Source organism: Streptomyces piniterrae, from assembly GCF_005048155.1.
In the GTDB taxonomy this organism is placed as follows: domain Bacteria; phylum Actinomycetota; class Actinomycetes; order Streptomycetales; family Streptomycetaceae; genus Streptomyces; species Streptomyces piniterrae.
Genome location: NZ_SUMB01000004.1, coordinates 152,052 through 177,645, shown reverse-complemented (window position 1 = coordinate 177,645; position 25,594 = coordinate 152,052). Strand labels below are relative to the sequence as shown.

Sequence of the window (25,594 nt, the reverse complement as noted above, 5' to 3'; positions counted from 1 at the left end):
GTGGTTCCGGCCGGAACCACCCCCTTCTCTTGGGCGAGTTCTCTCAGGCGAACTCAGCCGCGCTGAGGGTCTACGCCAAAGGTCTTGGCCATGTCATCCAGTACGAGGTTGGCGCCCTGCAGGCTCACCGAAAGCATCCACGTGGCGTCGTTGACCTGGTGGACCTGCTTGTTCTTCACGGCGTCGAGCTGACGCCACAGGGGGTTGCGAAGGAAGCGTTCTTTGGACTCGTCGCCGCCCTCGTAGGTGGACACGAAGATGTGGTCGCCGTCCGCCTTGCGGATCTGCTCCTCGCCGACCTCCACCGCGAACTCGTCGACGTCCTGGGCCTTCGGCCGGGCCAGGCCCATGTCGGAGAGGACGATGCCGGTGAAGGAGGCGTTGCCGGTCAGCCGGGTGGGGCCGTCCATGAACCGTACGACCGAGATCTCGGGGTTGTCCGCCTTCTTGTTGATGGCCTTGCCGATGGCGGCGGCCCGCTTTTCGTAGGCGGCCAGCGCGTCCTTTGCCTTCTGCTCGGCGCCGAGCGCCTCGCCGAGTTTGGTGATGTTGTCCTTCCAGGTCGGGCCGGTGGTCTCGACGAACACCGTCGGTGCGATCTCGGAGAGTTCGTCGTAGAGCGCGTCGTGGCGGACGCTCGCCGAGACGATCAGATCCGGTTCGAGGGCCGCGATCGACTCAAGGTCGGGCGACTCAAGGGGACCGACCTGCTTGACGTTCTTGACGCTGTCGCCGAGATACGGCGGGAAGGTCTTCTTGTCGCCGTAGCTGCCGACGCCGCCCACCAGCTTGCCATCGAGTGCCAGGGCGGCCTCGACGAGGCTGGGGTCGAGGGCGACGATGCGCTCGGGGCGTGCTTCGAGCTTCGTTGTGCCCTTGTGGTGCTTGACGCTGCGCGGGAAGCCGGAGTCCGCTTCTGCTGCCGGCTTCGAGCCCGAATCCTTCTTCGTCGCCGAGTCGTTGCCACACGCGGCGAGACCCGTCGCCAGGGCCAGCGCGGCCACAGCGGCAGCCACGCGGACGCCGGGCCGCCTGGAGGGTGAACGCACGAAATGCCTCCTTAAATTAGGTAAGGCAATCCTCACTTTCGGAGGACTGTACTCCGCTTCAGTGACGGTGGATAGACGTTTCGCTTACACCGCGCGACCGATCGGGACCACCAGCGGCGTCCCCGTGACGGGGTCGGGCACGATGCGCGAGCGCAGGTCGAACACCGTCGCGACCAGGTCTTCGGTGACGACCTCGGCGGGCGGGCCCGAGGCGACCACGGCGCCCGCTCGGAGGGCGACGAGGTGATCGGCGTACCGGCACGCCTGGTTGAGGTCGTGCAGCACCATCACCACGGACCGCCCGTCTTCGCGGTTGAGCCGTTGAACGAGCTGGAGCACGTCGATCTGGTGGGCGATGTCCAGGAAGGTGGTGGGCTCGTCCAGCAGGAGCCATGGGGTGCCCTGGGCGATCACCAGGGCGAGCCAGGCTCGCTGTCGTTGGCCCCCCGACAGCGCATCCACCGCCTCGTCGGCGAGGTCGACCAGATCGGTCGCCTCCAGGGCCGCTGACAAGGCGGCTTCGTCCTTCTCCGACCACTGGCGCAGGAGCGAAGTGTGGGGGGTCCGGCCGCGGCGGACGAGGTCGCGGACGGTGAGACCCTCCGGTGAGACCGGTGACTGCGGCAGCAACCCAAGGCGTTTGGCCACCTCGCGGGTGCGCAAGTGGTGCACGTCGTGTCCGTCCAGCAGTACGTGTCCCGACGAGGGGCGCAGCAGGCGGGCCAGGGCACGCAGGACGGTCGACTTGCCCGAGCCGTTCGCCCCGATCACCGCGGTCACGGCACCGTGGGGCAATTCCAGGTCAAGGTCCTGGACCACCACCCGGTCCGGTCCGTAGGCGAGACGCAGCCCTGCGGCGCGCAGACTCGGCACCGAGGTTGTGCCCGTGACCGTTTCCCGGAGCGTCGAGGGCGTCGAAGTCATCGCGTGCCTCCTGAACGTATGACGAGCCACAGCAGATACGGCGCTCCTACGAGGGCGGTCACCGCGCCGACGGGGAGTTCGACGCCGGGGATGGCCAGGCGTGCCAGCAGATCGGCGGCGAGCACCATGGCCGAACCGGTCAGCGCGGATGCGACCAGAGGCACGCCGGGCGTACGCACCAGTCGCTTGGCGATCTGCGGGGCGAGCAGGGCCACGAAGTCGACCGGGCCGGCGGCCGCGGCAGCCGTTCCCGTGAGCGCGAACGCGACGACGAACAGCCCGACTTGGGTGCGCGCGACCGGTACGCCGAGGGTCGCCGCGGACGGCTCGCCGAGAGCCAGCGCGTTCAGCCGCCTGCCCAGCAGCAGGGCGATCGGGAGCAGCACGAGCAGCGCTGTCGCGACCCCGGTCACATGCTCCCAACCGCGACCATGCAGGCTGCCCACCAGCCAGACCGCCGCTTTGGCCGCCTGGTCGACGTCGCCGGTGGCCAGTCCCCAGTGGACCAGGCCGATGAACGCGGCGTGGCAGATGATCCCGACCAGCACGACCCGCTGCGTGCTGAACGTCCGGTGGGTGCCGACGCCACCGTGGGACCCACCGACCACGAGGACGATCGCCGCGGCGACAAACGCGCCGGCGATCGCCCCCAACGGCACGGCGATCTGCGACAGTTCGGCCGCCGCGCCGCCGTACCCGAAGGTGGTTCCGCCGAGGGCGAGCAGCACCAGCACGCCGCCGAAACTGGCTCCCGCGGTCACGCCGAGCACGTCCGGTGCCGCGATCGGATTACGTGTGACCGCTTGCACCACGGCTCCGGACAGGCCCAGAGCGGCACCGACCATCACCGCCACCATCACGCGCGGCAGACGGAACTGTTGCACCGTCAGGACGGTGGTGTGATCGGCGCGGCCGGCCAGGCCCGACAGCACATCGTCGAGCGGGATCACTCGGGTGCCGGCGGCGACGCCGGCGCAGAACAGGACCAGCACCAACGCGAACAACGCGAGCGAGACGCCAACTGCGCGGGGACGGAACAGCACGCTCGCCGAGCCCCGGCGGACCCGGGCCACCCATGACGGGCCGGAGCGGGTGAGTACGACCTCGCGCGTGCTCATGCTCCCGCCCCCGTCACCTTGGACTTCCTCAGCAGGAGGAGGACGAGAGGCGCGCCGACCAATGCGGTGACCACGCCCACCTGGAGCTCGGCCGGACGGACCACCACCCGGCCGACCACGTCGGCCGTCACCAGGAGGCTCGCGCCGAGCAGGGCCGCGTAGGGCAGCAGCCATCCGTGCCGGGGGCCCGTGATGGCGCGTGCGACATGCGGAACGACCAGTCCGACGAAGCTGATGGGGCCCGCGGCGGCCACTGCGGTGGAGGTCAGCAGGACGACGCCGAACCCGGCGAGCAGTCGTGCCCGGCTGACGCTGACGCCGAGGCCGCGCGCCACGTCCTCGCCCAACGCGAGGGCGTCCAGGCCGCGTACGGCAAGCAGGGTCGTCGACAGCCCCGCGAGGATCACCGGGGCGACGACGGCCAGCGTGGGAGTCCCCTTGCCCGCCAGCGCACCGACGAGCCAGTACCGGTACTCGTCGAGGGTCTGCGCGTCCAGCAGGACCAGCACGGAGATGACCGCGACGATCAGCGCCGACATGGACAGACCGACGAGAGCCAGCGACGTCGGCGCCATCCCGCCGCGCCCGTACCCGGCAAGGGACAGCACGGCTCCTCCCACCACAGCGGCGCCGACCGCCGCGAGCGCGATCTGGGGCGCGAGTGAACTCACCCCGAAGACGAACGACCCGAGGACGATGGCCAGGGCCGCGCCGGACGAGACGCCGATGAGGGCAGGATCGGCCAGCGGGTTGCGGGTGATCCCCTGGGCCAGTGCTCCGCCGACACCCAGTGCGGCGCCGACGAGCACGCCGAGAAGAGTGCGGGGCATCCGTTGCTCCCACACGATGATCGACGCGTCCGTCTCGCGGTGCACGGCCAGGGCATCGAGCACCTCGGAGAGAGACAGGGCGCGGCTGCCCACGGAGAGACCGAAAGCGATGGTGACGGCGAGCAGGGTAAGAACGGCTAACGCACCGACGGCAAGCCGAATTTGCGGCGAATTGCTCGGCGTAGGCATGCGGGCGAATGTAAGGCATCCCTAAGTTCGCCCGTAACCCCCTACCACAGAGTAATCAGTTCGATGCGGATCGTGTTGACAGTAGTTAAGGTCAGCCTTACCTTGCTTGCGGGCTCGTCAACTTGTTCGTGCATCGACTTCCGCTCCGATCCGGGGCAGTGACTCGAGGGAGCACCGTGCCTGCCGAAGCAGCCATCGATACCGCCCGCCCATCTCCCGTGCGTGAGTCGGTTCGTGAGTCCGTGTTCGACTGCGTGGGCAACACTCCGGTCGTCGCCCTGCGACGGCTCTTCCCCGAACCCGGCTTAGAGGTGCTGGCCAAACTGGAGTTGATGAACCCCGGCGGCAGTATGAAGGACCGGTCGGCACGCCACATCGTCGAAGCGGGGCTGGCCGAGGGATCCATCAGTCCGGGCAGCACGGTGGTGGAGAGCAGCTCCGGCAACTTCGGCATCGCTCTGGCGATGGCCGCCCGCGTCCACGGGTTGCGGTTCATCTGTGTCGTCGACCCCAAGACGACCAGCGCCAACCTCACGCTGCTGCGCCACCTCGGCGCGACCGTCGAGATCGCCTCCGAACCGGACGCGGCGGGCGGCTACCTGCACACCAGGATCCGCCGCGTCAAGGAACTGCTGGCCGAGCTGCCCGGCGCGATCTGGATCAACCAGTACGCCAACGACCGTAACTGGCAAGCCTTCTACCACGGCACCGGAGCCGAACTCGTCGAACAGCTGGTCCGGCCGCCGTCGTACCTGTTCGCCCCGGTGAGCACCACCGGCAGCATCCTGGGCTGCTCCCGCCGGCTCCGGGAACGCTTCCCCGCCCTCCGCGTCATCGCGGTCGACGCGGTCGGCTCGGTGATCTTCGGCGGCCCGCCCGCTCGCCGGGAGATACCGGGCATCGGGTCGAGCCGCGTCCCGGAGCTGCTCCGGCCCGACGAGATCGACCACGTCGTCCGTGTCGACGACGTGGAGGCCGCCGAATGCTGTCGCGACCTGCTCGCCGCGGAAGGAATCTTCGCCGGTGGATCGAGCGGCGCGGTGGTCGCGGCGATCCGGCGAACCCGCTCCCGACTGGCCTCGCCCAGCCGAGTGCTGGCGATCTTCCCCGACCGCGGTGACCGCTACCTCGACCTCGTCTACGACGACGACTGGCTGGAGCGGATGCGTGCCGGCCGGACAAGGGCGACGGCAGCAGCCCACTGACGACCTGTCAGCACGACGCCGAACGCGCCACCAACACCGCATCGAAGGAGCTTCATGCCCGCCTCCACGACGCCGGCTGACGCAGGCAAGCCGCGCATCCTCTACCTGAGCCGCAGCGACATCTCCGCGGTCGGTGGCGACCGCTGCGACCTCTATCTCCAGGCCCTGGCAAACGCTTTGGTGCTGCACGCCGAGGGCAGGACGATTCAGCCGCTCAAGCCGTACCTGAGGGTGCACGGCAAGGAGGGGCACATCGCCGACCGGATCATCGCGATGCCCGCCCATGTGGGGGAGGGGCCGGGGATATCCGGCCTCAAGTGGGTCGGCAGCAAGCACGACAACCCGGAGCGCGTGGGTCTGGAGCGCGCCAGCGCGGTGACCGTGCTGAACGACCCCGCCACGAACTACCCGATCGCCATCCTCGAAGGGGGACTGATCAGCGCGTGGCGGACCGCCGCGGTGACGATTCTCGCGGCCCGGCATCTGGCGCGGAACGGTTTCACCGATGTCGCGCTGATCGGCTGCGGTGTGATCGGCACCGCCCAGATCACCGCCCTGCTGCAGCAGTTCGGCCACGTCTCCACGGTGCACCTTTACGACTGGCGGCGGGAAGCCGCCGACGCACTGGTGGCTCGTATCACTGCGGAGTACCCGAAGATCACCGTGACGGTGGCCGACAGCGCCGAGCAGGCGGTGCGCGCAGCCGACCTCATCGTCCCCTGCACCGTGACGGACCAGCCCTACATCGAGGCCGGCTGGCTCAAACGTGGGGCCTTCCTGTCCAACGTGTCCATCATGGACGTCCACAAGGACGTCTTCCTCACGGCGGACAAGGTGGTCGTCGACGACTGGGAGCAGAGCAACCGCGAGAAGAAGATCATCAACCAACTGGTGCTCGAAGGAAAGTTCTCGCGCGAGCGGCTGCACGCCGAGCTCGGCGAGATCCTGGCGGGATCGCGTCCGGGGCGCGAGACCGACGACGAGGTCATCGTGCTCAACCCCATGGGCATGGCCGTCGAGGACATCGCCTGCGCCGCCGAGGTGTACCGGCGAGCACTCGGCGAAGGGGTGGGTACCTGGCTGGACCTCTACTGAGGTGCGCGGCCGATGACTCACCCGGACCCGACCGAACTGATACTGCGCGATCTCGTCGACACGCTGCTGCAGGAGAACGTGGCCGGGATCGCCGACACGATCACGGTCGCCGATCGGCCTCCGGTGCACGGGGCGGATCTCGGTGACGGCGAACACTGGTGCCGCATGGGGGCGTTCGTCTTCCGCGGCCGCCCCGGTGGCGCGCTGCAGCTCCATCGCCTCTCCCGCGGGCCGGTCTGGCATATCGGTACGGATGGCAGGCCAAGGTCCCTCACCCCGAGCGAAATCCTCACCGCCCTCCACGCCGAGCACGGAGGGACCGGTGTACGGACCGCGGAGGCCGCCGCGGACCTTCGCGCCGCCGTCGACCACACGGCGGTGACGCTGAGCGGTTGGGCCGCACTGCCCGACCCTGCGCCCCGGCCCGGCAGCATGCTGGCGGGCGAGCGGATCGCGGCAACCAGGAACCGGCCGTTCCATCCGACGGCACGGGCGGCGTCGGGCTGGTCGGCTGCCGAACTGCGGCGATACGGACCGATGCGCCGGGCACCGCTGGGCATGGACTGGGTGGCAGTGCGGCGCGACCACCTCAGGCTCGGCACCGGCGACGCCTCGGATGGACTGTCCCAGCTGCTGCTGAACGAGCGGGAACTCGACCTGCTGGCCGAGGACGCGCGCCGTGCGGGCGTCCTCGGGGAGGAGTACCAGCCGCTGCCGGTCCATCCATGGCAGTTCGAGCACGTACTGCCGCGGGAGTTCGCGCAGGAGCTGGCGGACCGGGAGGTCGTACCGCTGAGCCGAGGACTCGGCCGTTTCCATCCGACGTCCTCGCTGCGCACCCTCACCACGTCCCCGGAGTCGGGTCTGCATCTGAAGCTGCCGCTCGGCGTCGCCACCCTGGGCGCTGCCCGGCTCCTGCCACCCCGCTACCTGGACAACGGCGAGCGGGCGCAGGAGTGCATGGCGTCCCTTCTGCGGTCCGATCCCGACCTCGGCTCCCTGGTGCGGATCTGCGACGAGCGGACATGGTGTGGCTGGCGCGGCGGTCCGGGCGCTGACGACGAGTTCGCCGACCGGCCCGGCCACCTCGCCGCGCAGATCCGCCGCTGCCCCGCGGACCTGTTCGACGATCCGGATGCAGTCGTACTGCCCATGGCCGCCCTGGCGGCGCACGCCTGGGACGTCCTCGGCCCGGCGCTGACCGAGGCAGGATTCGACGTCGCCGAGCCGGCCGGCCTGTTCCGCGCCGTCGCGGAGGCGTTCTGCGTGATGGGGCTCGGATTCCTGCGCCACGGGGTCCTGCCGGAACTGCACGGGCAGAACGTCGTCGTCGTCCTGGCCGAAGGCGCGGTGCGGCAGTTCGTCCTCCGGGACCACGACACACTGCGGATCTGCCCGGAGTGGATGGACGCGGCGGGTACCAAGGACCCCGGATACCGCATCAAACCCGGAGCTCCGCAGTCCCTGACGCTGTCCGACCCCCGGGCCCTGCTCGCCTATCTGCAGACGCTGGGGTTTCAGGTGAACCTGTACGGCATCGCCGATGCTCTCGCCCGGCACCACCGGGTCGACGAGCGGATCTACTGGTCCGAACTCCGCGCGGGTGTCACCGCCTGCCTGAACCGGCTCCGGCTGCCCGCGCATGTCGCCACGCTCGTCGACGACGCGGTGCTGAGTGCCGAGGAATGGCCCAGCCGGCAGGTCCTGGCACCGCTGCTCCGCCAGGGGCGTTCCTCGGGCGTCAGCATGCCGGCAGGCGTCGGGCGGGTACCGAACCCGTTGGCCCCGGCCCCCGTGGTGGTGCGCTGATGCCGGGCACCGCTGCCACATCGCGGGCTGCCGACCGGCGGGCCTTCCAGATCCTGTGGTTCGGTCAGTTCGCGGCCATCGCGGGGCTCACCGTCGTGGTTCCGCTGCTGCCGTTCTACCTCGCCGGCCTGGGACTGCCCGCAGGCGAGGTGGCGTGGTGGGCCGGCGTCTCGCTCGCCGCGCCCGCGGTCACCAACCTGATCAGCGCACCGCTGTGGGGCATGGTCGGCGACCGTTACGGCCACAAGGCCATGGTGGTGCGGGCGCACGCGGGCCTCGCCGTGGCAGTCGGCCTGATGGCACTGGCCGACACACCGGGCGAATTCCTCGTCTGCCGACTCCTGCAAGGCGCCTGCGGAGGGGTCGTCGGGCCCACCGCGACCTACGCGAGCACACTGGCCGCGCCGCACCGCCGTGGGCGCGTTCTGGGCAGCCTCTTCGGGGCCACCGGCGCCGGATGTCTCCTGGGACCCCTGGTCGGCAGCATGCTCGCCGGCCGCTTCGGGTACGGCGCGCTGTTCGCCTGCGTGGCGGGCCTGCTGCTCGTCGCCGCCCTCCTCGCCCTGAGCATGCTGCCCCACCGCAGGACCGTCCCAAGGCACCGGCCGGAAGCCGGCGAGCGGCCCACCCTGCGGGAGGTGCTCCGCCGTATCGCGGCCCATCCACTCGGCCGCACGCTCGTACTGGCCGGAATGCTGGGCCAAGCCGCGGTCTTCGCACTGGTCATCGTCTTCGCACCGCAGGTGGAACGCATCACGGTGTCGGTGTCCTCGGCGACCGTCTGGGTGGGCGTGCTCCAGGCAACCATGTGGGCCGCGTGCCTGATCGGTGGCCCGTGGTGGGGCAGGCGCAACGACCGCGGTGGGGCCCCGGTGAGCTTCGCGATCGCCGCCGCCTGCTGCGCACTCGCCGTCGCCCTGCAAGGACTCCCCACGGTGCCCGAGTTCCTGGTGCCGCTGCGGATCGTGCAGGGATTCTGTTTCGCCGCGCTCGCCCAGTCCGTGCTGTACGTGGTCTGCCAGATCATGCCCGAACAGGCCCGCGGAACCGCGCTCGGCACCACCACCGGTCTGCTCGACATCGGCCAGGTGTGCGGCCCACTGTTCGGAGCGCTCGTCACCGGACTGCTGCCCCTCTCCGGAACCTTCGTCGCCATCGGCACGCTGCTGGTCGCAGCGTCGGGCCTCGCCCTACTCGGCGCGCGCCCACGGCGGGCCCACTCTCGTCCCCCGGCGACTCCCGTCGTCCCGGCCCTCCCCGAGGTGAAGCCATGACGTCACCCGAGTCCGTGACCACCACCGCCGCGCGGTCCTGCGCCGAACAGGCGGCGCGAACACGACTGCTCAACACCTACCTCCGAGAATCCGGCACGACTCTGGGCACCACCTGCGACGACCTCGGTCGTATCCAACTGCCCGCCACCGGCTCCGCCGTCGTCATCGCCGTGCGCCACCGATCCGTGTTCGGCCACCACGAGTACGGCAATCAGGTGTGGCTCGAGCAACCGGACCGACGACGTGTCCCCGTGGACCACGACGACGTGGTGCGGCTGCTGCTCGACGAGGTGCAAGCCCTCGCCGCCAAGGAGTTCGCGCAGGCGTCCGACGGCGCCGACCGCAAGCGCGAGCTCGCCGAGCGGATCGAGAGCAGCGTCGCGGCCACCTCGCGGTACCTGCGGCACAGGCGACCATGCCCGGCCGACCCGTACGGAATGAGCCGGCACGCCGAGCAGTCCCTGGTGTTCGGCCACCCCTTCCATCCGACGCCGAAGAGCACACAGGGATTCGGTGACGACCTGGAGCGCTACGCACCCGAGCTCGGCGCGGCCTTCGTCCCGCACTGGTTCGCGGTGAACCGGCGGATCCTGCTGGAACGCAGGGTGGCGCCCGGCTCATGGACTCCCGCTCCGGTCACCGCGGCGGCCAGGCAGATGCTCGGCGCCGAGCAGGACCACGCGCTGCTCCCGGCGCACCCGTGGCAGGCGGAGTACCTGCTGAGCAAGCCCCGGGTGGCACAACTCGTCGGGGACGGACTGCTCGTGGCCCTCGGCGCGCTCGGCCCGGAGGTCTACCCGACCTCCTCGGTGCGCACGGTCTGCGACCCGGCCTTCCCGACGTTCTTCAAGCTCCCGTTGCATGTGCGGATCACCAACTTCATCCGCAACAACCCGGTTCCCCATGTCCTGCGCGCGACCGACGCCGGCGTCCTGGTCACCGATCTCGCACCCGGCTGGGACCACCCTGGATTCTCCGTGCTGGTCGAAACCGGATTCCGTACCGTGGACCCCGCTGTGATCGGTGACGACCTCGCCGCGGAATTCTCCGTGCTGTATCGGGAAAACCCGTTCACCGACGGCGCGGCCGCCCCGCGCGTGCTCGCCGGCCTGCTGGAGAACCGGGACGGCGATGTACCGGACCTGATCCACGAGATCCGCCGCTGCGCCCCGTACCCCGACGCGGTCTCCGGCGCCGACCACGTGGCGAAATGGCTGCGCCGCTACCTCTCCATCTCCCTGCTTCCGCTGCTGGAGATCTTCGACCGCGACGGCGTCAGCTTCGAAGCCCATGTGCAGAACTCGTTGCTGCACACCGACGGCGGATGGCCCGTCCGGTACTGGGTCAGGGACATGGAGGGCACCAGCGTGAGCAGGCAACGGCTCCGTCCAGGGACCGTCGTACCCCCGGACAGCCCGTTGCTCTACGACCACGACGAAGCATGGCTGCGGCTCAGGTACAACGCGGTGACCAATCACCTCGGCCACCTGATCAGCGTGGTGGGCCGGTACACCGACGCCGACGAGCCCCTTCTCTGGCGCGTGGCACGCCAGAGCCTCGCGACGAGCCGCGCCGACACGGCAGCCGACCTGCTGGAGCGACCGGTGCTGCCCGCCAAGGCGAACCTGATCAGTCGGTTCGCCGGGCGCGGCGAGAGCCCTGTGTACGTGGACGTCCCCAACCTTCTCTTCGAGGTGAGCCCATGACGATCCCGAACCGCCAACTCCTGGTCGAGGCGCTGCGTGCACCGACCTACGTCACCGTCCGGCGCAGGCTGTTCCGCCAGCTGCTGGAGTCGCTGGTCTACGAGGACGCGATCCGCGCGACCACCGCCGAGGACGGTTCGAGCGTCGTGGACGGCAGCGACGACCAAGGGCGCGCGGTCCGCTATGTGTTCACCGCCCGCCGCAGACATGGCTTCGACCGTGTGGCCCTCGGGCCCGAAGCGGTGCGGCGGGTGGCGGCGGACGGCACCAGCGCGGAGGCGGACTCGGTGACCCGGTTCCTCGGGGAGGCGCGGCAGGTGCTGACCGCCGACCCCGAGTGCCTCTCCCGGTTCTGCCGGGAACTGGAGGCCACCCTGGTCAAGGATGCGCTGGCCCAGCACATCCGCACCCGGCGAGGCGATGTGCTCGCCGAACACGACTACGACACCCTGGAAGGAACGGTCACCGACGGGCACCGGTACCACCCCACCTACAAGTCCCGTATCGGCTTCGACCTCGACGACCACGTGGCGTACGGGCCGGAGTTCCGCCACCCGATCCGGCCCCTGTGGATCGCCGCCCAGCGCGACATCTCCCGGGTGGCGATCTCCGACGCGCTGACCGAGGACGACTTCCTGGCCGCCCAACTCGGCCACCACACCCTCAAGGCGTTCCAGCTCCTGATACGAGAAGTCGGCCGCGACCCCGAGGACTACGCCTTCCTGCCCGTACACCCCTGGCAGTGGCGCGAACAGATAGCACCGACGTGGGTGGACCAACTGCGCCGCCGCGAGATCATCCCGCTCGGCGACGACCCGCACACCTTCGCCGCGCAGCAGTCCATCCGCACGCTGAGCTGCCGGGACGCGCCCGAACGCGCCTACCTCAAGCTCGCGCTCTCCATCGTCAACACCTCGACGAGCAGAGTGCTCGCCCCGTACACCGTGCGCAACGCCCCCGCGGTTTCGGACTGGCTGCGTGACGTGGTGGCGCGCGACGCGTTCCTGCGGGACGAGTGCCAGGTGATCGTGCTCGGGGAGGTCATGGGGACCGCCGTCGACCCCGCGCCCGCCGCCGACCTGGTGCGGTCCGACACCTACGGCACCCTTGCCTGCATCTGGCGGGAGAGCCTGCACCCCTTCCTCCGGCCGGGCGAACGGGCGATGCCCTTCACCGGCCTGACGGCACGGGAACTGGACGGTACCCCGGCGATCGCCCCGTGGATCAACGCGCTCGGCGTACGCGGCTGGCTGCGCCACCTGGTACGCGCGAGCGTCGTCCCGTTGCTGCATCTGCTCTTCCGGCACGGCATCGCCTGCGAGTCGCACGCCCAGAACATGGTGCTGGTGCACACCGACGGAGTGCCCCAGCGCGTGGCGCTGAGGGACTTCCACGACGGCGTCCGATTCTCCCGCGCGCACCTCGCGGAGCCGGACGCCTGCCCGACGCTGGTGGACCCGCCGTCCCACCATGTCAACGCCAACTCGTTCCTCGAAACCGATGACCTAGACCAGGTGGCCGACTTCCTGCTCGACGCCTTTTTCTTCATCAACTTCGGCGAACTCGCGCTGTTCCTCGACGACGCCTACCAGCTCGACGAACGGGACTTCTGGTCGACCGTACGGGACGAGATCCGCGCCTACCAGAAGCGCTTTCCCGAACTCGGCGACCGCTTCGAGCTGTTCGACGTGTTCAAGCCGACCATCGAGGTGGAGAAGCTGACCACCCGCCGACTGCTGCCGGACACCGAGCTCCGGGTCCACACGGTGCCGAACCCGCTGGCGGAACCGGCCACGCGGTGCCGGCCGCATATCGCGGGGGGCCACTGATGCTGAAAGCCAATGCGGTCAAGCGCAAAGTCCGGGAAGGGCGGGAGGTCTACGGCCTGTTCTGCTCGATCCCCGCGCCCGCCCTGGTCGAGATGATCGGTTGCGCCGGGTACGACTTCGTCATCCTGGACAGCGAGCACACACTGGTCGACCCCCAGTGCCTGGAGAACCTGATCCGGGCGGCCGAAGCGGTCGCACTGACCCCGTTCGTCAGGGTCCCCGAGTCGGATCCGGGTGCCATCCTGCGTGCGCTGGACGCGGGCGCGATGGGGGTCGTCGTGCCGCACATCCGGTCGCGGGCCGATGTGGACGCGGCGGTCCGGGCCGCCCGGTACGCCCCGGAGGGGATGCGCAGCCTCAACGGCGGGCGGGTCCCCGGCTTCGGGCTGATCGACCTCACCGAGTACATCCGGCTGGCCAACGAGGAAGTCATGGTCGTCGCGATGATCGAGGACGCCGAAGGGGTCGAGGCGCTGCCGGAGATCCTGGCCGGCGGAGGGATCGATCTCGTTCTCGAAGGCGCCGCCGATCTCTCCCAGTCCTACGGGGTGCCCTGGCAGACCCGTCATCCCAAGGTGACGGAGGCCCTGCGGAGGACGCACACGGCGTGCGCCGAGTCCGGCGTGCCGTTCTGCGCGATTCCGCGCGCCCGGGAGGACCACGAAGCGTGGCAGAAGGCGGGTGTCACCGCATTCGTGCTGGGGGAGGAGCGGGGACTGGCGGCCCGTGCACTCCGCAGGCACCTGGACGACCACCGGCCGTATGACGGTGAGCCGGACGGAGGGACGCGATGACCGACGGTGGGCTGACCAAAGTCATCATCGACCGCTCGGGCCGTGACGAACCACTCTGTCTGTACGCCTATGACCTCGACGCGCTGACCGACCACGTGGAGAAGGCGGTCGCACAACTACCCAGCCGATGCCGGATGTTCTACGCGATGAAGGCCAACAGCGCGGTGCCGGTCCTGCGGGCGCTCGCCCCCCTGGTGGCCGGATTCGAGGCGGCATCCGGCGGTGAGCTGGCCAAAGCGCGAGCCGTGGACGCCGACCTCCCCCTGCTCCTCGGTGGCCCGGCGAAGACCCCCCAGGAGATCGCCGCTGCCCTGCGGCACCGGGTCACCCGGTTCCATGCCGAGAGCGTCCTCGAACTGCACCGGCTCTCCCAGGCCGCGGTCGAGGCCGGTGCCACGGCTGACGTACTGCTGCGAGTGAACCTGGCCGGCCCGTTCCCCTCCGCGACGCTGGCGATGGCCGGACGGCCCACCCAGTTCGGCATCGACGAAAGCATCCTCGCCGACGCGGTCGGCGCCGCCACGACCCTGCCCGGCCTGCGACTCACCGGCTTTCACCTGCACTCCCTGTCGAACAACCTCTCCTCGGAGGCGCATCTGGACATGCTCCGCCTGTACCGGGACAAGGTGCTGGGCTGGGAGCGCCGGTTCGGCATCCGGTGCGAGGTGCTCAACGTCGGCGGCGGCATCGGCATCAACTACGCCGACCTGGCGGCCCAGTTCGACTGGACGCACTTCACCCGCGGGCTCGCCCGGCTGGTGGAGGACTTCCCACCGCACTGGCGGGAGATCGACTTCGAGTGCGGCCGCTTCCTCGTCGCCGCCTGCGGCAGCTACGCCGTCGAGGTGCTCGACGTGAAACGGAACCACGGCGTGCCGTACATCCTGGTGCGCGGCGGGAACCACCACTTCCGGCTGCCGTCGTCGTGGCAACACAGCCATCCGTTCACCGTCCTGCCGATCGACACATGGCGCTCGGCGACGCCCCGCCCCGAGCTGCGCGACGAACCGGTGACCGTGGTGGGTGAGCTCTGCACTCCCAAGGACGTGCTCGCCCGCGATGTGCACGTGTCCCGGGTACGGGTGGGGGACGTGCTGGTCTTCAGCCACGCGGGCGCCTACGGCTGGGAGATCTCGCACCACGACTTCCTCTCGCACCCGCACCCGGAGCATGTGTTCGTGGCGGACGGTGGGGAGCGCGGCTGAGTCGCCGCCAGGGTCGGCTCAGCCGTCTTGGTCTCTTCGGACCAGCCGGTAACGCATTGACCGGAAGGGCGCTCGCTTGCGCTCCCGACGGCTGGCCCGAGCTTGCATCCCGGTCTTCTGCGCCTGCTTCATCTGTTGGGCGAATGAAGGCTTCTGATCTCTGTACCGATAGAAGGTCACATTGGACGCACCGGCTCGGGCCGCGGCCTGTTCAACGGTCCGGCCCTCGCGCAGAGCCTCCAGGAACACTTCTGCCTGGGCCTCGGTGATACCCGGCCGAGGTCGTTCGGCCTGGGCCTGGGCCTCGGCCATGGTCCGCACGGCATCAAGCGCGGCTCTGAAGAGCTCGTCCCTGGCCCTCCAGGAATAAAGTGTGCCGCTGGGGACGCCTGCCGCATGCGCGGCATCGGCGAGGGTCATGCCCGTCGCCACACCACGCAGCACTTCGGCCCGCCGCTGAACTACCCCCTCCTCCCGAGAGGGAAGGTCCTGCCCCGCAAAGTCAATACCAGGACGGGAGTCGGAGTGTGGTGCGGCCATATCAGGTGGCCCATCGGATTGTGCGCACTGGTCTCTCCATTTGCCTGGGCGGCATGACACCGGGCGACGCTTCAACCGGGCGAGGGGATGACGGTAACGCAGCCGCAACGTCTTGAAGTCCAGGCTCAACACTCACGAGCTTCTCGGCTCCGCGACAGGTGTCGTCACTCGTGTCCCCCCGCTTCCCCGCTTCCCCGATCCGCCGTGTCCGGTTATGTCAACTCGTACTTAAAATACGGCAGATGAGCCCTTCTGGGCAGATGCTCGGCGGACCGAAGACAGGGCAGGCGAGCACGATTGCGTTGCGTGGTGGTATGGCAGTCCGCCGGCCTGAGCCGCCCGCGAGCCGAACTGCGACGGCGAATGCGACTGGCTGCTCCCATTGCCGCCGGGGCGGGGCTGCGGGCCTGGTTCGTTACCGGTGTCTTACGGGGCGTCCTCCCGGGTTCCCCGACGGGGCGGGTGCGGGTTTGCTGGACGCATGTTGAGGCCGACCGATCTCGGTCGGCCCGTTCGTCCCTTCAGGAGGTCTCGGTGTCCCGTCTGTCCCGCCGTACCGTCGTGCCACTCCTTCTCGCACTGGTGGTCGCCGCCGGTATCGGGCTCTATCTCTTCCAGCCCTGGAAGGCGTTCACCGACACCGCAGTGAACGAGGCCCTGCCCGCCGCCTCCGCCCCAGGAGCGAAGGACGGGACGCAGATGAAGGACAACGCCGGTATGAAGGACGGGGAACCGTCGAAGACGAGTGCGGAGCCGAAGGACCTTGCCGAGGGCAGTTTCGTCACCCACGAACATGGCACCAGCGGCATCGCCCGGACCATCCGGCTCGCGGACGGCGGCCAGTTGCTCCGGCTGGAGAACCTCAAAACCTCCGAGGGGCCGGATGTCCGGGTCTACCTTTCCCCCAGGGACATCAACGCGGTGAAGACGGGGCTCGGGGACGGAGCGGTGCAGCTCGGCAAGCTCAAGGGCAACCTGGGCAACCAGAACTACACCGTTCCGGCCGGTACTGATCTGTCCAAGTTCCGCAGCGCCGTGATCTGGTGCGAGCGGTTCTCCGTCTCCTTCGGCGCCGCCGACCTCGCCCCCGAGAAGGGCTGATCTCTGAACACTCGTTTCGCCCCGGTTACCGGCTGCGTCACCGCACCGGCTGCGAAGCCGAGCACGCGGCCGACGGCCCCACCGCCCTGGAGGGAGCTGGCCGCAGCCCTGCGAACTGTGGTGATGCTCGCCGCGTGCGGTGACGAGCACCCGTGCCAGATGGTGCTGCATACCTCGACCACCAAACCCTGAGGCGAGCCCGCCGCAGGAGATCGGCCCACCCCGCTCCGCGCTTCGCCGTCCATGAATGGGCTCCCTCCCGCCTCCAAGGTGATCCCTTGCCCTCCTGGCGGGGTTCGTCGCGGGAGCCGCCTCGTGGTGGCACGTTCTGCGTGTTGTCAGGCGACGCGGAGGATGCTCTTGCCATGGGTTGTGCCCTCGACGAGGCGCTGCACGGCGAGGGCCAGGTCCCCGAGGGCGTACTCGGTGGTGATGTCCATGCGGACCTTGCCGTCGGCGACGAGGGCGAGCGCGCGGCGGGCACTGTCGGCGAGCCGCTCGGGGTGGGTCTGGCTGAGCAGGATGCTGCTGTAGGTCAGGAGTGACTTGCCGTGCATGAGGAGGTCGTTGACGTCGGCGAGGACGGGTTCGTACGTGGCGAGGTTGCCGTATGCCACCAGTCGGCCGTGTGTGGCGAGCTGCTCGAGGCCGGCGGTGCGGGTCGAGCCGCCGACCGGGTCGAGGATGACGTCGAGCTTCTCGTCGCCGAGCTTGGCCGGGTACTCCTCGCGGAGCAGGAGCTGGTCGTAGCCGAACTGCGCTGCGTAGTCGGCCCTTTCGGCAGTGCCGACCACACCGATGATCCGGCCTGCTCCGGCCAGTCGGGCGAACTGGGCGGCGAGCGTGCCGACCGAGCCGGCGGCGGCGTGGATCAGCACGCTTTCGCCGGGCCGCACATGCCCGACGGTGTTGATCAGGTCGTAGGCGGTCGGTGCGCCCCACCCGAGACCTGCGGCTGTCCGCAGCGGCATGCTGCCGATGCCGAACGTGAGCGTGGCGGGTGCCAGGACCACCTCGGCGTAGGCGCCTGAGGTGGTCAGCGCGGTGACGGCCTCACCGACACGGCGTGCTTCGACGCCCGCGCCGACCGCGACGATGTGCCCGGATGCCTCGAACCCCGGGACGAAGGGACGGGGTACGGCGAAGAGGCCGTCCCTGACCATGGCGTCGCCCCACTGGACCCCGGCGTAGGCCACACGGATCGCCACTTGGCCGGGGCCGGGGGTGGGCTCATCGAGTTCGGTGACTCGGTAGTGGTCATCGGCGTCGAGAACGACAGCCTTCATGGTTACAGCCCCCTGTGTTGTCTCAGTATCCTTACAGTCGAGAACGGTAGGCATATAAGGTTCCTGAGTCAACCCATGAACCTGTCAATGGAGTGGGAGTACGCGGTGGAAGCCCCGATCGATAACGACCTCTGCACCCGGATCAGGCGGTCGGAGCAGGCGTTGATGGCACACCACGAGGCAGTACTGCGTGCCTACGGGCTGACCATGACGCAGTACCTCGTGCTGTTGATCCTCTCGCGCGAAGGCGGCATGTCCGGCGCCCAACTGGCCCGCTCCTGCGGAGTGACGCAGCAGAGCATGAGCAGCGTGCTGACCAACATGGAGAACAAGGAACTCATCCGCCGCGAGACGTCTCCGGTGCACGCCAAGGTGCAGATCGCCACCCTCACCGATGAGGGCCAGACGCTGCTGGACCGCGCCTACCAGGAGGTGATCATCCTTGAGCGCGCGCTCGCCGACGCGTTCACGCCCTCCGAACACGCCTCACTCTGCGAACTCCTGGAACGCGCCACCACCGTCCTGATCCAGCAGACACGCCGCGCGACCACCCCACCCACCACCTGAGCCCGCGGCCGTCGTACCCGGGGGAACCCCATAAAGTACGCGATCCAGGACCTCGCCCCCGGAGAGTATGTGTGGTCGGGGTACTTCATGTCACTGGTCCACCCGCCCAAGAACTGCTGACCCACCGATCAGTGTCCCCACATCGGCCCCGTTCGCTCCCCTCGCGGGCAGCGGCGGGGCCGTGCCTGTCAGGTGGTCCGCTGCCGCTGGCAGTTCTCCGCCCGACGGCCGGCGCGGGGCTGCCGGACGTTCCGCTGCTCGGGCGCTGGTTCTCCGCCCGGTTCTTGGAATGGGTGAAGCATGTCTACCGGGCGCTGTAGTCGGTGCCGTCCCCGTCCGGACCGGGGGTGTCTTGTCCCAGGCCCCGACGGATCGCGATCTCCACGGGTGAGTACGCGCCGTCGGCCCGCTCCAGTTCGTACGGCGCGGCCGGCATCAGTGGCGGCTGGGCCATGAAACGGGGCCGCACCCCATGGTGGGGTTGCGCCGAGTGCACCAGGAACGGATGGCACAGGAAGACGTCGCCCGGGGACCCGGTGGCGAGGGCGAGTGGGCGGTGGTCGGAGGCCGCCACCAGGTCGGGCGCAAGGGTCAGCCCGCTCGCCCCGTCCTCCCCGTACTTCTCCAGCACCTTCGGCACATCGAGGTGTGAGCCGACCCGGATCCGGGTCGGGGCGTCCTCCTCACCGACCTCGCTGAACAGGAACAGCATCAGCAGCGCCCGGCCCCGGGAGCGCAGATTGGTGAAGTACCAGCTCTCGCCCTCCGGCATGTAGCTGCCCTCGATGTGCCAGCCCGCGTCGTCCGGCTCGTCCTCGTGCGGGAAGCGCAGCGGGAACGTGCCCAGTGAGTAGCGCGGTTCCCAGCGTCCCGCGCCGACGAGCAGGTCGTACGCGTGTTGCAGGGAAGGGGAGTTGGGCGCGGCGGCGAACGGGCCCTGCGCCATGCCGGCCACCCAGTGCACGGGCTGCGTCCACGTTGCTGAATCGTCCGGGTCGCAGCCCGTCTCTCGCCACAGCAGTCGGGCGCAGTCAGCGGCCACGCGCGGTGCGACGGCGCCCTCCAACTTCACGAAGCCGTCGCGGAGGAAGCGGGAAACCAAGGTCGTGTCATCCATGCCCCCATCGTGCGGCGACACCGTTCCCGATCACCCGACATTCTCCGCACCACCTTTGTCGGGTGCTCACCGAGCCCCTTCTTGCCAGCTCGGCAGCCTCGGCCACTATCTTGGGCAGCAGCGGTTCCAGCACCGCCCACCTGCTATCGGTCACCCCTCGGCCTATCACGCCTGGAACAACGATCCGCATGAGGCATCGGCAGGCCCGGCCGCATCGGCTGCGGGAACATGGCTCATTGCATGCTCGCCCACACGAGCAGTGAGACACATAGCGCGCATGAGATTGGGCAGTTAAGCGAGCGGCATGGCAACGGATGCCTTCGGGTGGTCCTGTGAATCCGCCCGGCCGTCCGACGCCGTACCGGGCGCTTGCGCCGTCCCGAGTGCGCAGGAAGACGTTATTGGCCTTGCGCTTCCGCCCGATGCTGGCGGACGTCACGCTGGAGCAGGTGTAGGGCGAGCAGACTCAGCCAGCACCAGCCGACAGTGATCGCGGCAAGTTGGAACAACCCTGCCATGCCGACGAGTCCTTCGGTCTGGTCGAAGCCCAGACTGGACAGGGCGAACGTCGCCACGAAGGCGATGCCGGTGAGCGCCGAGTAGATCGCCCAGGCGCGCTTGCCCCATCCGACGAAACGTCGAGCGAAGACGAAGCAGGCGACTGCGAGCGCCAGGAAGGCGATAAGCGAGAGCCCGTCGTGCAGGGCGGCGTGTGTGCTGCCGTAGTGCGCGAGCCTCTCAGGAGTCCCGGAAGGGTATCCGCTGACCGGATCGGTGACGAAGATCCCCGCACCGAGGAGCCCTGTTGCCCATGCGCCGACCAGCAGCGCCCCCGAGGGTGAGCCTCCCAGAGGTCGAAGTGCAGGTCCCAGCCCGAAGGCGAAGGCAAGCCCGAGAGCGCCGGTGACGATGAAGTTGACCACCTGTATCCAGCCGAGGTCACCCAGGGCGAGTGAGCTGACCGGATGGCGCAACGGGTCGTAGTCGGCGCGGGTGGCACCGGCGACGATGCAGGTGACAACAAACAGAGGGCCGGCGATCACGCCGCAGGCAAGCAGGTAGCCGGCTCGTGTCGGGTCACCCCGCCGAGACATGCCCTGCGTTGGTGTTGGCTGCATCGTTCCTCCAGGGAGATGGTGATCGGCGTCCGGCGCGTCCGCTCCGCGCGGATTCGGCGGATGGGACCGGCGAGGTGCGGAGAGCGGGCATGTCGATGAGCGGAAGGCGGCACGGCACCGCCCGGACGCCCGTCAGTCTGGGTTGACACGGTTCCCTTGTCAATCCAGACTGACAGTCATGGAAACAGGAGATCTCGCGAAGAGCCTTCGGTCGCAAGACCCCGCCGTCGGGCTGCGGGCGGTGGGCGCGCTGCACCGGCTGGCCGAACAGGTCGAGGCGGTGGCAGTGGCGCGTGCCAGACAGCAGGGATGGTCCTGGGAGCAGATCGGCGATGCGCTGGGCGTGTCGCGCCAGTCCGTGCATGCCAAGTACGGGAAGTGAGGAACCGTGTTCGAACAGTTCACATCGGATGCCCGCGCGGTGGTCGCCTCAGCGAACGAGGAGGCCCGGCTGCGCGGCGACCGCCGCATCAGCACGGAGCACCTCCTCCTTGGCGTGCTGCGGGTTCAGGACTCCGGCGCGGCGCGAGCTCTCGGCGTCGACCTGGCGGCCGCCCGAGCGGCCCTCGACGCCCTCGACCGGATGGCGCTGGCCGTCGTGGGGATCGATGTCGAGGGCGTTGAGCAGGCGCCTATCCCAGCCTCGCGCAAGCGCACCCCCTACACCTCCGGCGCCCGCTCGATCCTCAAACGCAGTGTCGCCGAGGCGAGGAAGGCGGGCAGTCGGCATATCGGATCGGGCCATGTCCTGCTGGCGATCCTGACCTGCAAGCGACCCGACCCCGCCGCGGAACTGATGGACCACCTGCACATCGACCCCACAGCCGTACGCGACCGCATGTGACAGCTGGAAACCCAGGAACCCTCGCATCAGGCAGAGGCCCCGCCGCGTCATCTCGGTCTTGTTGGGCACGAGCTTCGAGTCAACGGCTGACACGTCGAGTTGGCTCCGGCAAGCCCTCGAAAGGTGGCCGTGCGCCGCACCCCCTCGCAACGCGCCGCGGCCCCGGCCGTACGGGTACGGGGCCGGGGCCTGCGCGTGACCGGGGACGTCAGGCAGCGAGGATCAGGCTCGTGTCCTTACTGTCCATCAGCATGCCTGTCGCGCGTATGACTGACTCCAGAAGGGCCTGAGTGCCCAGGATCAGGTGCTCCTCGGGTGTGTGCTCGCGGTTGGAGTGGGAGTATCCGCCGGTCGAGGGCACGAAGAGCATGGCGGTCGGCAGCTTGGTGGAGATCACGGACGCGTCGTGGCCGGCGTAGGACAGCAGGGGCTCGCATGCCTTCGTACGGTCTCGGCACACCCCCTCCACGAGGTCCACCACGCGCTTGTCGAACTGTGCCGCCGGCTTCGCGCTGGTGCGGTTCAGGCTCGCCGTGCACGACTCTTCTTCCGCGATGCGGGCCACACTCTCGTGGAGCTCGGCCTCGATGTCGTCGAGCGCGGCCTCCTGCCCGGCACGGATCTCGATCTCGGCGCGTGCCGATCCCGGTACGACGTTGGCGGCTCCGGGGCCGAACTCGATGACGCCGACGTTGCCGATGGACAGCGGGTCGACCTCGGTGCAGATGTCGCGCAGGCTCGCGGCCGTGCGGGAGGCGACGCGGCCGGCGTCGGCACGCAGTGAGAAGGGCGTGGTGCCGGCGTGGTTCTCCTGGCCGCGCACGGTGAGGGTGTAACGACGTACGCCGACGATCCCCGTTACTGGTGACAGCTCAAGTCCGGAGGCTTCCATACGTGGGCCCTGTTCCACGTGCAGTTCGAGGTAGCCGACGAGTTCGTCGAGGTGCGGGTGCTGGGTGAGGGCGGTGGAGCCGACCAGCCCGCCGTTGCTGGTGGGGGTGACGCCGTCCTCGTCGAACCAGGCGACCGTCTCTACGTGGTCGGCAACGGGGTGGTCGGTCTCGTGAAGAGTGCGCAGGACCTCCATCGCGGCGATGACACCGTAGGCGCCGTCGAGGTGGCCGCCGCCGGGGACGGTGTCGGCGTGGGAGCCGATCAGAAGCCAGGGGCCGCTGGTGGCCTGCCGTCGGGCGAAGACGTTGCCGGTCTCGTCGTAGTAGGAGTACAGGCCCTCGACGCGCATCGTCTTGTCGATCCAGTCGCGGCCGGCCCAGTCGGCCTTGTTTCCGGCGATCCGGTGGATGGAGCCGTCGGGGCCTGCGCCGATTTGGGCGAGGTGGGTGATGTCGGTCAGGAGACGCTGAGCGTTGATGGCGGGTACGGGCACGGCGTTCATGTTGGTTGTGGTTCCTTGCGGTTCAGATGGGTTGGATGACGGCTCAGCGTTTGGCGCCGATGGCGACGCCGGTGAGGATCGTGGCCATGCACACGTACTGGACGGGAGTGGTGGCCTCACCGATCGCGAGATAGGCCACGGCGGCGACGAAGATCGGCTGGAGGTAGTAGATGATTCCGGCCCGTGTCGCGCCGATCAGCGCGACGGCCTTGTTCCAGGTGAAGAAGGCGATCGCCGACGACGCGATGCCGATGTACAGCAGTGCTCCGACCGTTCCCGAGTGCGGGGTGAAGCCACCTTGTGTCGCGAGGCTGACCGCGTAGACGGGGGCCAGCAGGACCGTTCCGGCGATGAATGTGGCCAGCAGGAACGACAGGCCGGAAATGGTGTCGGGCTTGCGGCGCAGCAGTGCGCTGTAGCCGGCGAACGTGGCGGTTGCGGCCAGCATCCAGAGGTCTCCGGTCGCGAAGTCCATGCCGAGCAGGACGGCCGGGGAGCCCTTGGAAACGAGGGCGACGACACCGATCAGCGCGATCAGCAGTCCGGCCGTGCGGCGGGCGTCCGGTCGCTCACCGCCGATGAGGGCGAATCCCGCGATCAGCACGGGGGACGCGGCGGCGATCAGCGCCAGGTTGGTCGCGGACGTCGACTGGCCGGCGATGTAGATCAACGTGTTGAACAGGGTCACGCCGAGGAGGGCGGCGACGGTGATGTAGCCCAGGTGCCGGCGGACCGCTGCGCGCTGTTGCCACAGGCCGCGGGCCGCGAACGGAAGGATGGCCAACAGGGCGATGACCCAGCGCCAGAACGCCGTCTGGATGGGGGCGACGTCCTCGTGCAGAGCGCGGGCGATGACGAAGTTCCCGGACCAGATCAGGGTGGCGGCGCCGGCCAGGAGCGGGCCGAGCCACAATCCCAGGCGGGCACGTGAGGGTTCAGGCTCGGAGGCGACAGCGGTCGATGTCGTTCTGGTTGTGGTGGTGGGCGAAGTGTCGAGTTGCTGAACCACAGGTCCTTGCTTTCTTTGTTTGCATCGGTCGAAAAGCTCTGTTGTCGTCATGTTGTTTCTGTCGCCATGGCTAGTCCCAGCCGATGCTCTTCTCATCCAACGCCACCCAGACTTGGGGCGACTCGAAGGCATTACCAGCCGCCCGGTGCGAGGCCGGGCCCCGGTCGGCGCCGGCCACACCACCGGCCGCGGAACCGATAAGCGCGAGTGCGGCGGCAGCGGAAACGGCGATGATGCGACGGGATGTAGACATGGCGGTCCCCCAGCTCGAAAACCTTGGTCGGAAGTTCACTTCGGGGGAGCGCCGAACCGTGCATTTCCGGTTCGGCGCTGCCCCGGTGATGAAGAGATTTCCCGATCACGCGAGCCGACGGAAGGTTTCCCGGGTGGCATGAACTCCCAAGGCAGGCTGATGCCACCGAACCCGCAGGTCAGTCGAGCCAGCCCCGTTGGGCCGCCCGCACCCCGGCCTCGAACCGTGACCGGGCCCCCAGCCGGCCCATCAGGTCGGACATCATCCGCCGCACCGTGCGCAGCCCGATACCCAGCCTGCGGGCGGCGATCTCATCGGTGAGCCCCTGCGACAACAAGCGCAGCAGCTCCACTTCCTGCCCCGTCAACCCGGCATCGTTGAGTTCCCGATCCCGATCCGTGCCGAAAGGGGCAGCTCGCTGCCAGACGGCATCGAACAGCGCCACGAGTGCCGTGATCACACCCGGGCCACTCAACTGGACCGCGCCTTTACGGGTGTTGTCGGGATCGACAGGCAGCAACGCGGTGGCGTCATCGAACAGCACCATCCGTATCGGCAGGACCGGGACGGTGCGGACCTGCCCGCCGAGCCGGGTCAGCCACCTGGCATAAGCGAGTGTTGCCGGGTCATTGCGCACGCTGTCCTGGTACAGCGTGAGGAGCGCGACTCCTCGCCCCAGTGCGGCCTGGTCCAACGGCCGACTCGCCTCCAGGCTCGCCGCTGACTGTGCGCCGCCAGGCATGAACGAGAGCACCCGCGTCGTGCAGTCGTGAGCGAGCTGCTCCAGGCGGTCCTGGATCGCGTCGATGCCGATGAGCTGCTCCACATCGTGACGGCCGGCTCCCCAGGCGGCGTACTCGTCCAGCAGCCGCAGTGCAGCCGCCTGCGTCTCGACGAACTGCTGTTGCGCGCACCGCAGTTGACGCTCCTGCTCGGCGAGCAGGAGCGAGATACCCACCGCCGGGTTGATGGGGCGCAGCGACCCCTCGGTCTGGAGGGAGGTGCGCAGCAGGTTGAGCTCGGCGAGCCGGTCCAAGGCGGAGCGGACCCCGGTCTCGGTCAGCCCCATATGTTCGGCGATCTCGACCACGCCCCAGTCGGGCTGGTCGAGCATCAATCGGTAGACGGCCTCGGCGTGCTCGTCGATACCCAGCGCGGACAACAAGACAAATCCCCCCAGCGTTCGCCTATCGGGTTGTCCTGTCCGCCCACGGAACGTTGACGATCTTCGCAGTTCCGTACCGCCTAAGGCAACCTCTTGCCGCGAGCACTTCATGCCAGCGCGCACCTCTACCAACCCTGCCGACCGGCAAAGAGGATGAACGAGAGCCCGAAT

The 25,594-nt window shown here is 69.1% G+C and carries 24 protein-coding genes; 12 read left to right on the top strand and 12 right to left on the bottom strand.

Going from position 1 to position 25,594, the window contains the following annotated elements; translation table 11 throughout:
• Positions 1–53 precede the first annotated feature (53 nt).
• The 4 genes from FCH28_RS13450 to FCH28_RS13435 form a co-directional block, all read right to left on the bottom strand.
• Entirely contained in the window at positions 54–1,049 is a 996-nt protein-coding gene (locus tag FCH28_RS13450) for an ABC transporter substrate-binding protein (RefSeq protein WP_136740111.1), read from the bottom strand.
• A gap of 84 nt (positions 1,050–1,133) precedes the next feature.
• Positions 1,134–1,973, bottom strand: coding sequence for an ABC transporter ATP-binding protein (locus tag FCH28_RS13445; protein ID WP_136740110.1), 840 nt, complete (start codon positions 1,971–1,973; stop codon positions 1,134–1,136).
• On the bottom strand, positions 1,970–3,091 hold the full coding sequence (locus tag FCH28_RS13440; protein WP_136740109.1) for a FecCD family ABC transporter permease: 1,122 nt from the start codon (positions 3,089–3,091) through the stop codon (positions 1,970–1,972). The genes FCH28_RS13445 and FCH28_RS13440 overlap by 4 nt, the downstream gene beginning before the upstream one ends.
• A complete protein-coding gene (locus FCH28_RS13435) occupies positions 3,088–4,110 on the bottom strand; it encodes a FecCD family ABC transporter permease (protein WP_136740108.1) in 1,023 nt (340 codons plus the stop codon). Before FCH28_RS13435 ends, FCH28_RS13440 begins: the two co-directional genes overlap by 4 nt.
• Before the next feature lie 176 nt (positions 4,111–4,286).
• Here FCH28_RS13435 and sbnA point away from each other — a divergent pair, with 176 nt between their 5' ends.
• The 8 genes from sbnA to FCH28_RS13395 are packed head-to-tail and all read left to right on the top strand — an operon-like array spanning position 4,287 to position 15,027.
• Positions 4,287–5,315 (top strand): 2,3-diaminopropionate biosynthesis protein SbnA, encoded by a 1,029-nt coding sequence (sbnA, locus tag FCH28_RS13430; RefSeq protein ID WP_246102768.1) that lies wholly within the window; start codon positions 4,287–4,289, stop codon positions 5,313–5,315.
• A 54-nt stretch (positions 5,316–5,369) separates the two neighbouring features.
• The gene (gene sbnB / locus FCH28_RS13425) at positions 5,370–6,410 is read left to right on the top strand and encodes a 2,3-diaminopropionate biosynthesis protein SbnB (protein ID WP_136740107.1); all 1,041 of its coding nucleotides are present in this window, start codon (positions 5,370–5,372) and stop codon (positions 6,408–6,410) included.
• 12 nt (positions 6,411–6,422) lie between these two features.
• Positions 6,423–8,219: an IucA/IucC family protein gene (locus FCH28_RS13420; protein WP_136740106.1), complete on the top strand. Its 1,797-nt coding sequence runs from the start codon at positions 6,423–6,425 to the stop codon at positions 8,217–8,219.
• Positions 8,219–9,493, top strand: a complete 1,275-nt coding sequence (locus tag FCH28_RS13415) for an MFS transporter (RefSeq protein ID WP_136740105.1) — start codon at positions 8,219–8,221, stop codon at positions 9,491–9,493. The genes FCH28_RS13420 and FCH28_RS13415 overlap by 1 nt, the downstream gene beginning before the upstream one ends.
• On the top strand, positions 9,490–11,199 hold the full coding sequence (locus FCH28_RS13410) for an IucA/IucC family protein (RefSeq protein ID WP_136740104.1): 1,710 nt from the start codon (positions 9,490–9,492) through the stop codon (positions 11,197–11,199). The genes FCH28_RS13415 and FCH28_RS13410 overlap by 4 nt, the downstream gene beginning before the upstream one ends.
• Positions 11,196–13,028, top strand: a complete 1,833-nt coding sequence (locus tag FCH28_RS13405; protein ID WP_136740103.1) for an IucA/IucC family protein — start codon at positions 11,196–11,198, stop codon at positions 13,026–13,028. Before FCH28_RS13410 ends, FCH28_RS13405 begins: the two co-directional genes overlap by 4 nt.
• A complete protein-coding gene (locus tag FCH28_RS13400; protein ID WP_136740102.1) occupies positions 13,028–13,822 on the top strand; it encodes an HpcH/HpaI aldolase family protein in 795 nt (264 codons plus the stop codon). Before FCH28_RS13405 ends, FCH28_RS13400 begins: the two co-directional genes overlap by 1 nt.
• Positions 13,819–15,027, top strand: a complete 1,209-nt coding sequence (locus FCH28_RS13395; RefSeq protein WP_136740101.1) for a type III PLP-dependent enzyme — start codon at positions 13,819–13,821, stop codon at positions 15,025–15,027. Before FCH28_RS13400 ends, FCH28_RS13395 begins: the two co-directional genes overlap by 4 nt.
• 18 nt (positions 15,028–15,045) lie before the next feature.
• On the opposite strand, the gene FCH28_RS13390 is transcribed toward FCH28_RS13395, so the two are convergent.
• Positions 15,046–15,447, bottom strand: coding sequence for a hypothetical protein (locus FCH28_RS13390; RefSeq protein ID WP_136740100.1), 402 nt, complete (start codon positions 15,445–15,447; stop codon positions 15,046–15,048).
• Between the two features lie 654 nt (positions 15,448–16,101).
• Between FCH28_RS13390 and FCH28_RS13385 the strand changes: the two genes are divergently transcribed.
• Positions 16,102–16,668: a DM13 domain-containing protein gene (locus FCH28_RS13385; RefSeq protein ID WP_246102766.1), complete on the top strand. Its 567-nt coding sequence runs from the start codon at positions 16,102–16,104 to the stop codon at positions 16,666–16,668.
• A gap of 338 nt (positions 16,669–17,006) precedes the next feature.
• Here FCH28_RS13385 and FCH28_RS13380 read toward each other — a convergent pair whose 3' ends face one another.
• Positions 17,007–17,954 (bottom strand): quinone oxidoreductase family protein, encoded by a 948-nt coding sequence (locus FCH28_RS13380; protein ID WP_136740099.1) that lies wholly within the window; start codon positions 17,952–17,954, stop codon positions 17,007–17,009.
• A 75-nt stretch (positions 17,955–18,029) separates the two neighbouring features.
• On the opposite strand from FCH28_RS13380, the gene FCH28_RS13375 reads away from it, so the two are divergent.
• On the top strand, positions 18,030–18,521 hold the full coding sequence (locus FCH28_RS13375) for a MarR family winged helix-turn-helix transcriptional regulator (protein WP_136740098.1): 492 nt from the start codon (positions 18,030–18,032) through the stop codon (positions 18,519–18,521).
• Between the two features lie 304 nt (positions 18,522–18,825).
• Here the strand turns inward: FCH28_RS13375 and FCH28_RS13370 are convergent, their stop codons facing one another.
• Positions 18,826–19,638 (bottom strand): phytanoyl-CoA dioxygenase family protein, encoded by an 813-nt coding sequence (locus tag FCH28_RS13370; protein ID WP_136740097.1) that lies wholly within the window; start codon positions 19,636–19,638, stop codon positions 18,826–18,828.
• A gap of 398 nt (positions 19,639–20,036) precedes the next feature.
• Positions 20,037–20,756, bottom strand: a complete 720-nt coding sequence (locus tag FCH28_RS13365) for a DUF998 domain-containing protein (protein WP_222852417.1) — start codon at positions 20,754–20,756, stop codon at positions 20,037–20,039.
• A 178-nt stretch (positions 20,757–20,934) separates the two neighbouring features.
• Here FCH28_RS13365 and FCH28_RS13360 point away from each other — a divergent pair, with 178 nt between their 5' ends.
• Positions 20,935–21,138 carry a helix-turn-helix domain-containing protein gene (locus FCH28_RS13360; RefSeq protein ID WP_136740096.1) on the top strand — a complete coding sequence of 68 codons (204 nt, stop codon included), beginning with the start codon at positions 20,935–20,937 and terminating at the stop codon, positions 21,136–21,138.
• Positions 21,139–21,144: 6 nt separating this feature from the next.
• On the top strand, positions 21,145–21,600 hold the full coding sequence (locus tag FCH28_RS13355; protein ID WP_136740095.1) for a Clp protease N-terminal domain-containing protein: 456 nt from the start codon (positions 21,145–21,147) through the stop codon (positions 21,598–21,600).
• A 208-nt stretch (positions 21,601–21,808) separates the two neighbouring features.
• Here the strand turns inward: FCH28_RS13355 and FCH28_RS13350 are convergent, their stop codons facing one another.
• The 4 genes from FCH28_RS13350 to FCH28_RS13335 all read right to left on the bottom strand — a co-directional run bounded on the left by FCH28_RS13350 (position 21,809) and on the right by FCH28_RS13335 (position 25,423).
• Positions 21,809–22,996, bottom strand: coding sequence for a M20/M25/M40 family metallo-hydrolase (locus tag FCH28_RS13350; RefSeq protein WP_136740094.1), 1,188 nt, complete (start codon positions 22,994–22,996; stop codon positions 21,809–21,811).
• Between the two features lie 43 nt (positions 22,997–23,039).
• Positions 23,040–23,909 (bottom strand): DMT family transporter, encoded by an 870-nt coding sequence (locus tag FCH28_RS13345; RefSeq protein WP_246102764.1) that lies wholly within the window; start codon positions 23,907–23,909, stop codon positions 23,040–23,042.
• Between the two features lie 166 nt (positions 23,910–24,075).
• A complete protein-coding gene (locus FCH28_RS13340) occupies positions 24,076–24,258 on the bottom strand; it encodes a hypothetical protein (protein ID WP_136740092.1) in 183 nt (60 codons plus the stop codon).
• Positions 24,259–24,436: 178 nt separating this feature from the next.
• The gene (locus FCH28_RS13335) at positions 24,437–25,423 is read right to left on the bottom strand and encodes a helix-turn-helix domain-containing protein (RefSeq protein WP_136740091.1); all 987 of its coding nucleotides are present in this window, start codon (positions 25,421–25,423) and stop codon (positions 24,437–24,439) included.
• Positions 25,424–25,594 lie beyond the last annotated feature (171 nt).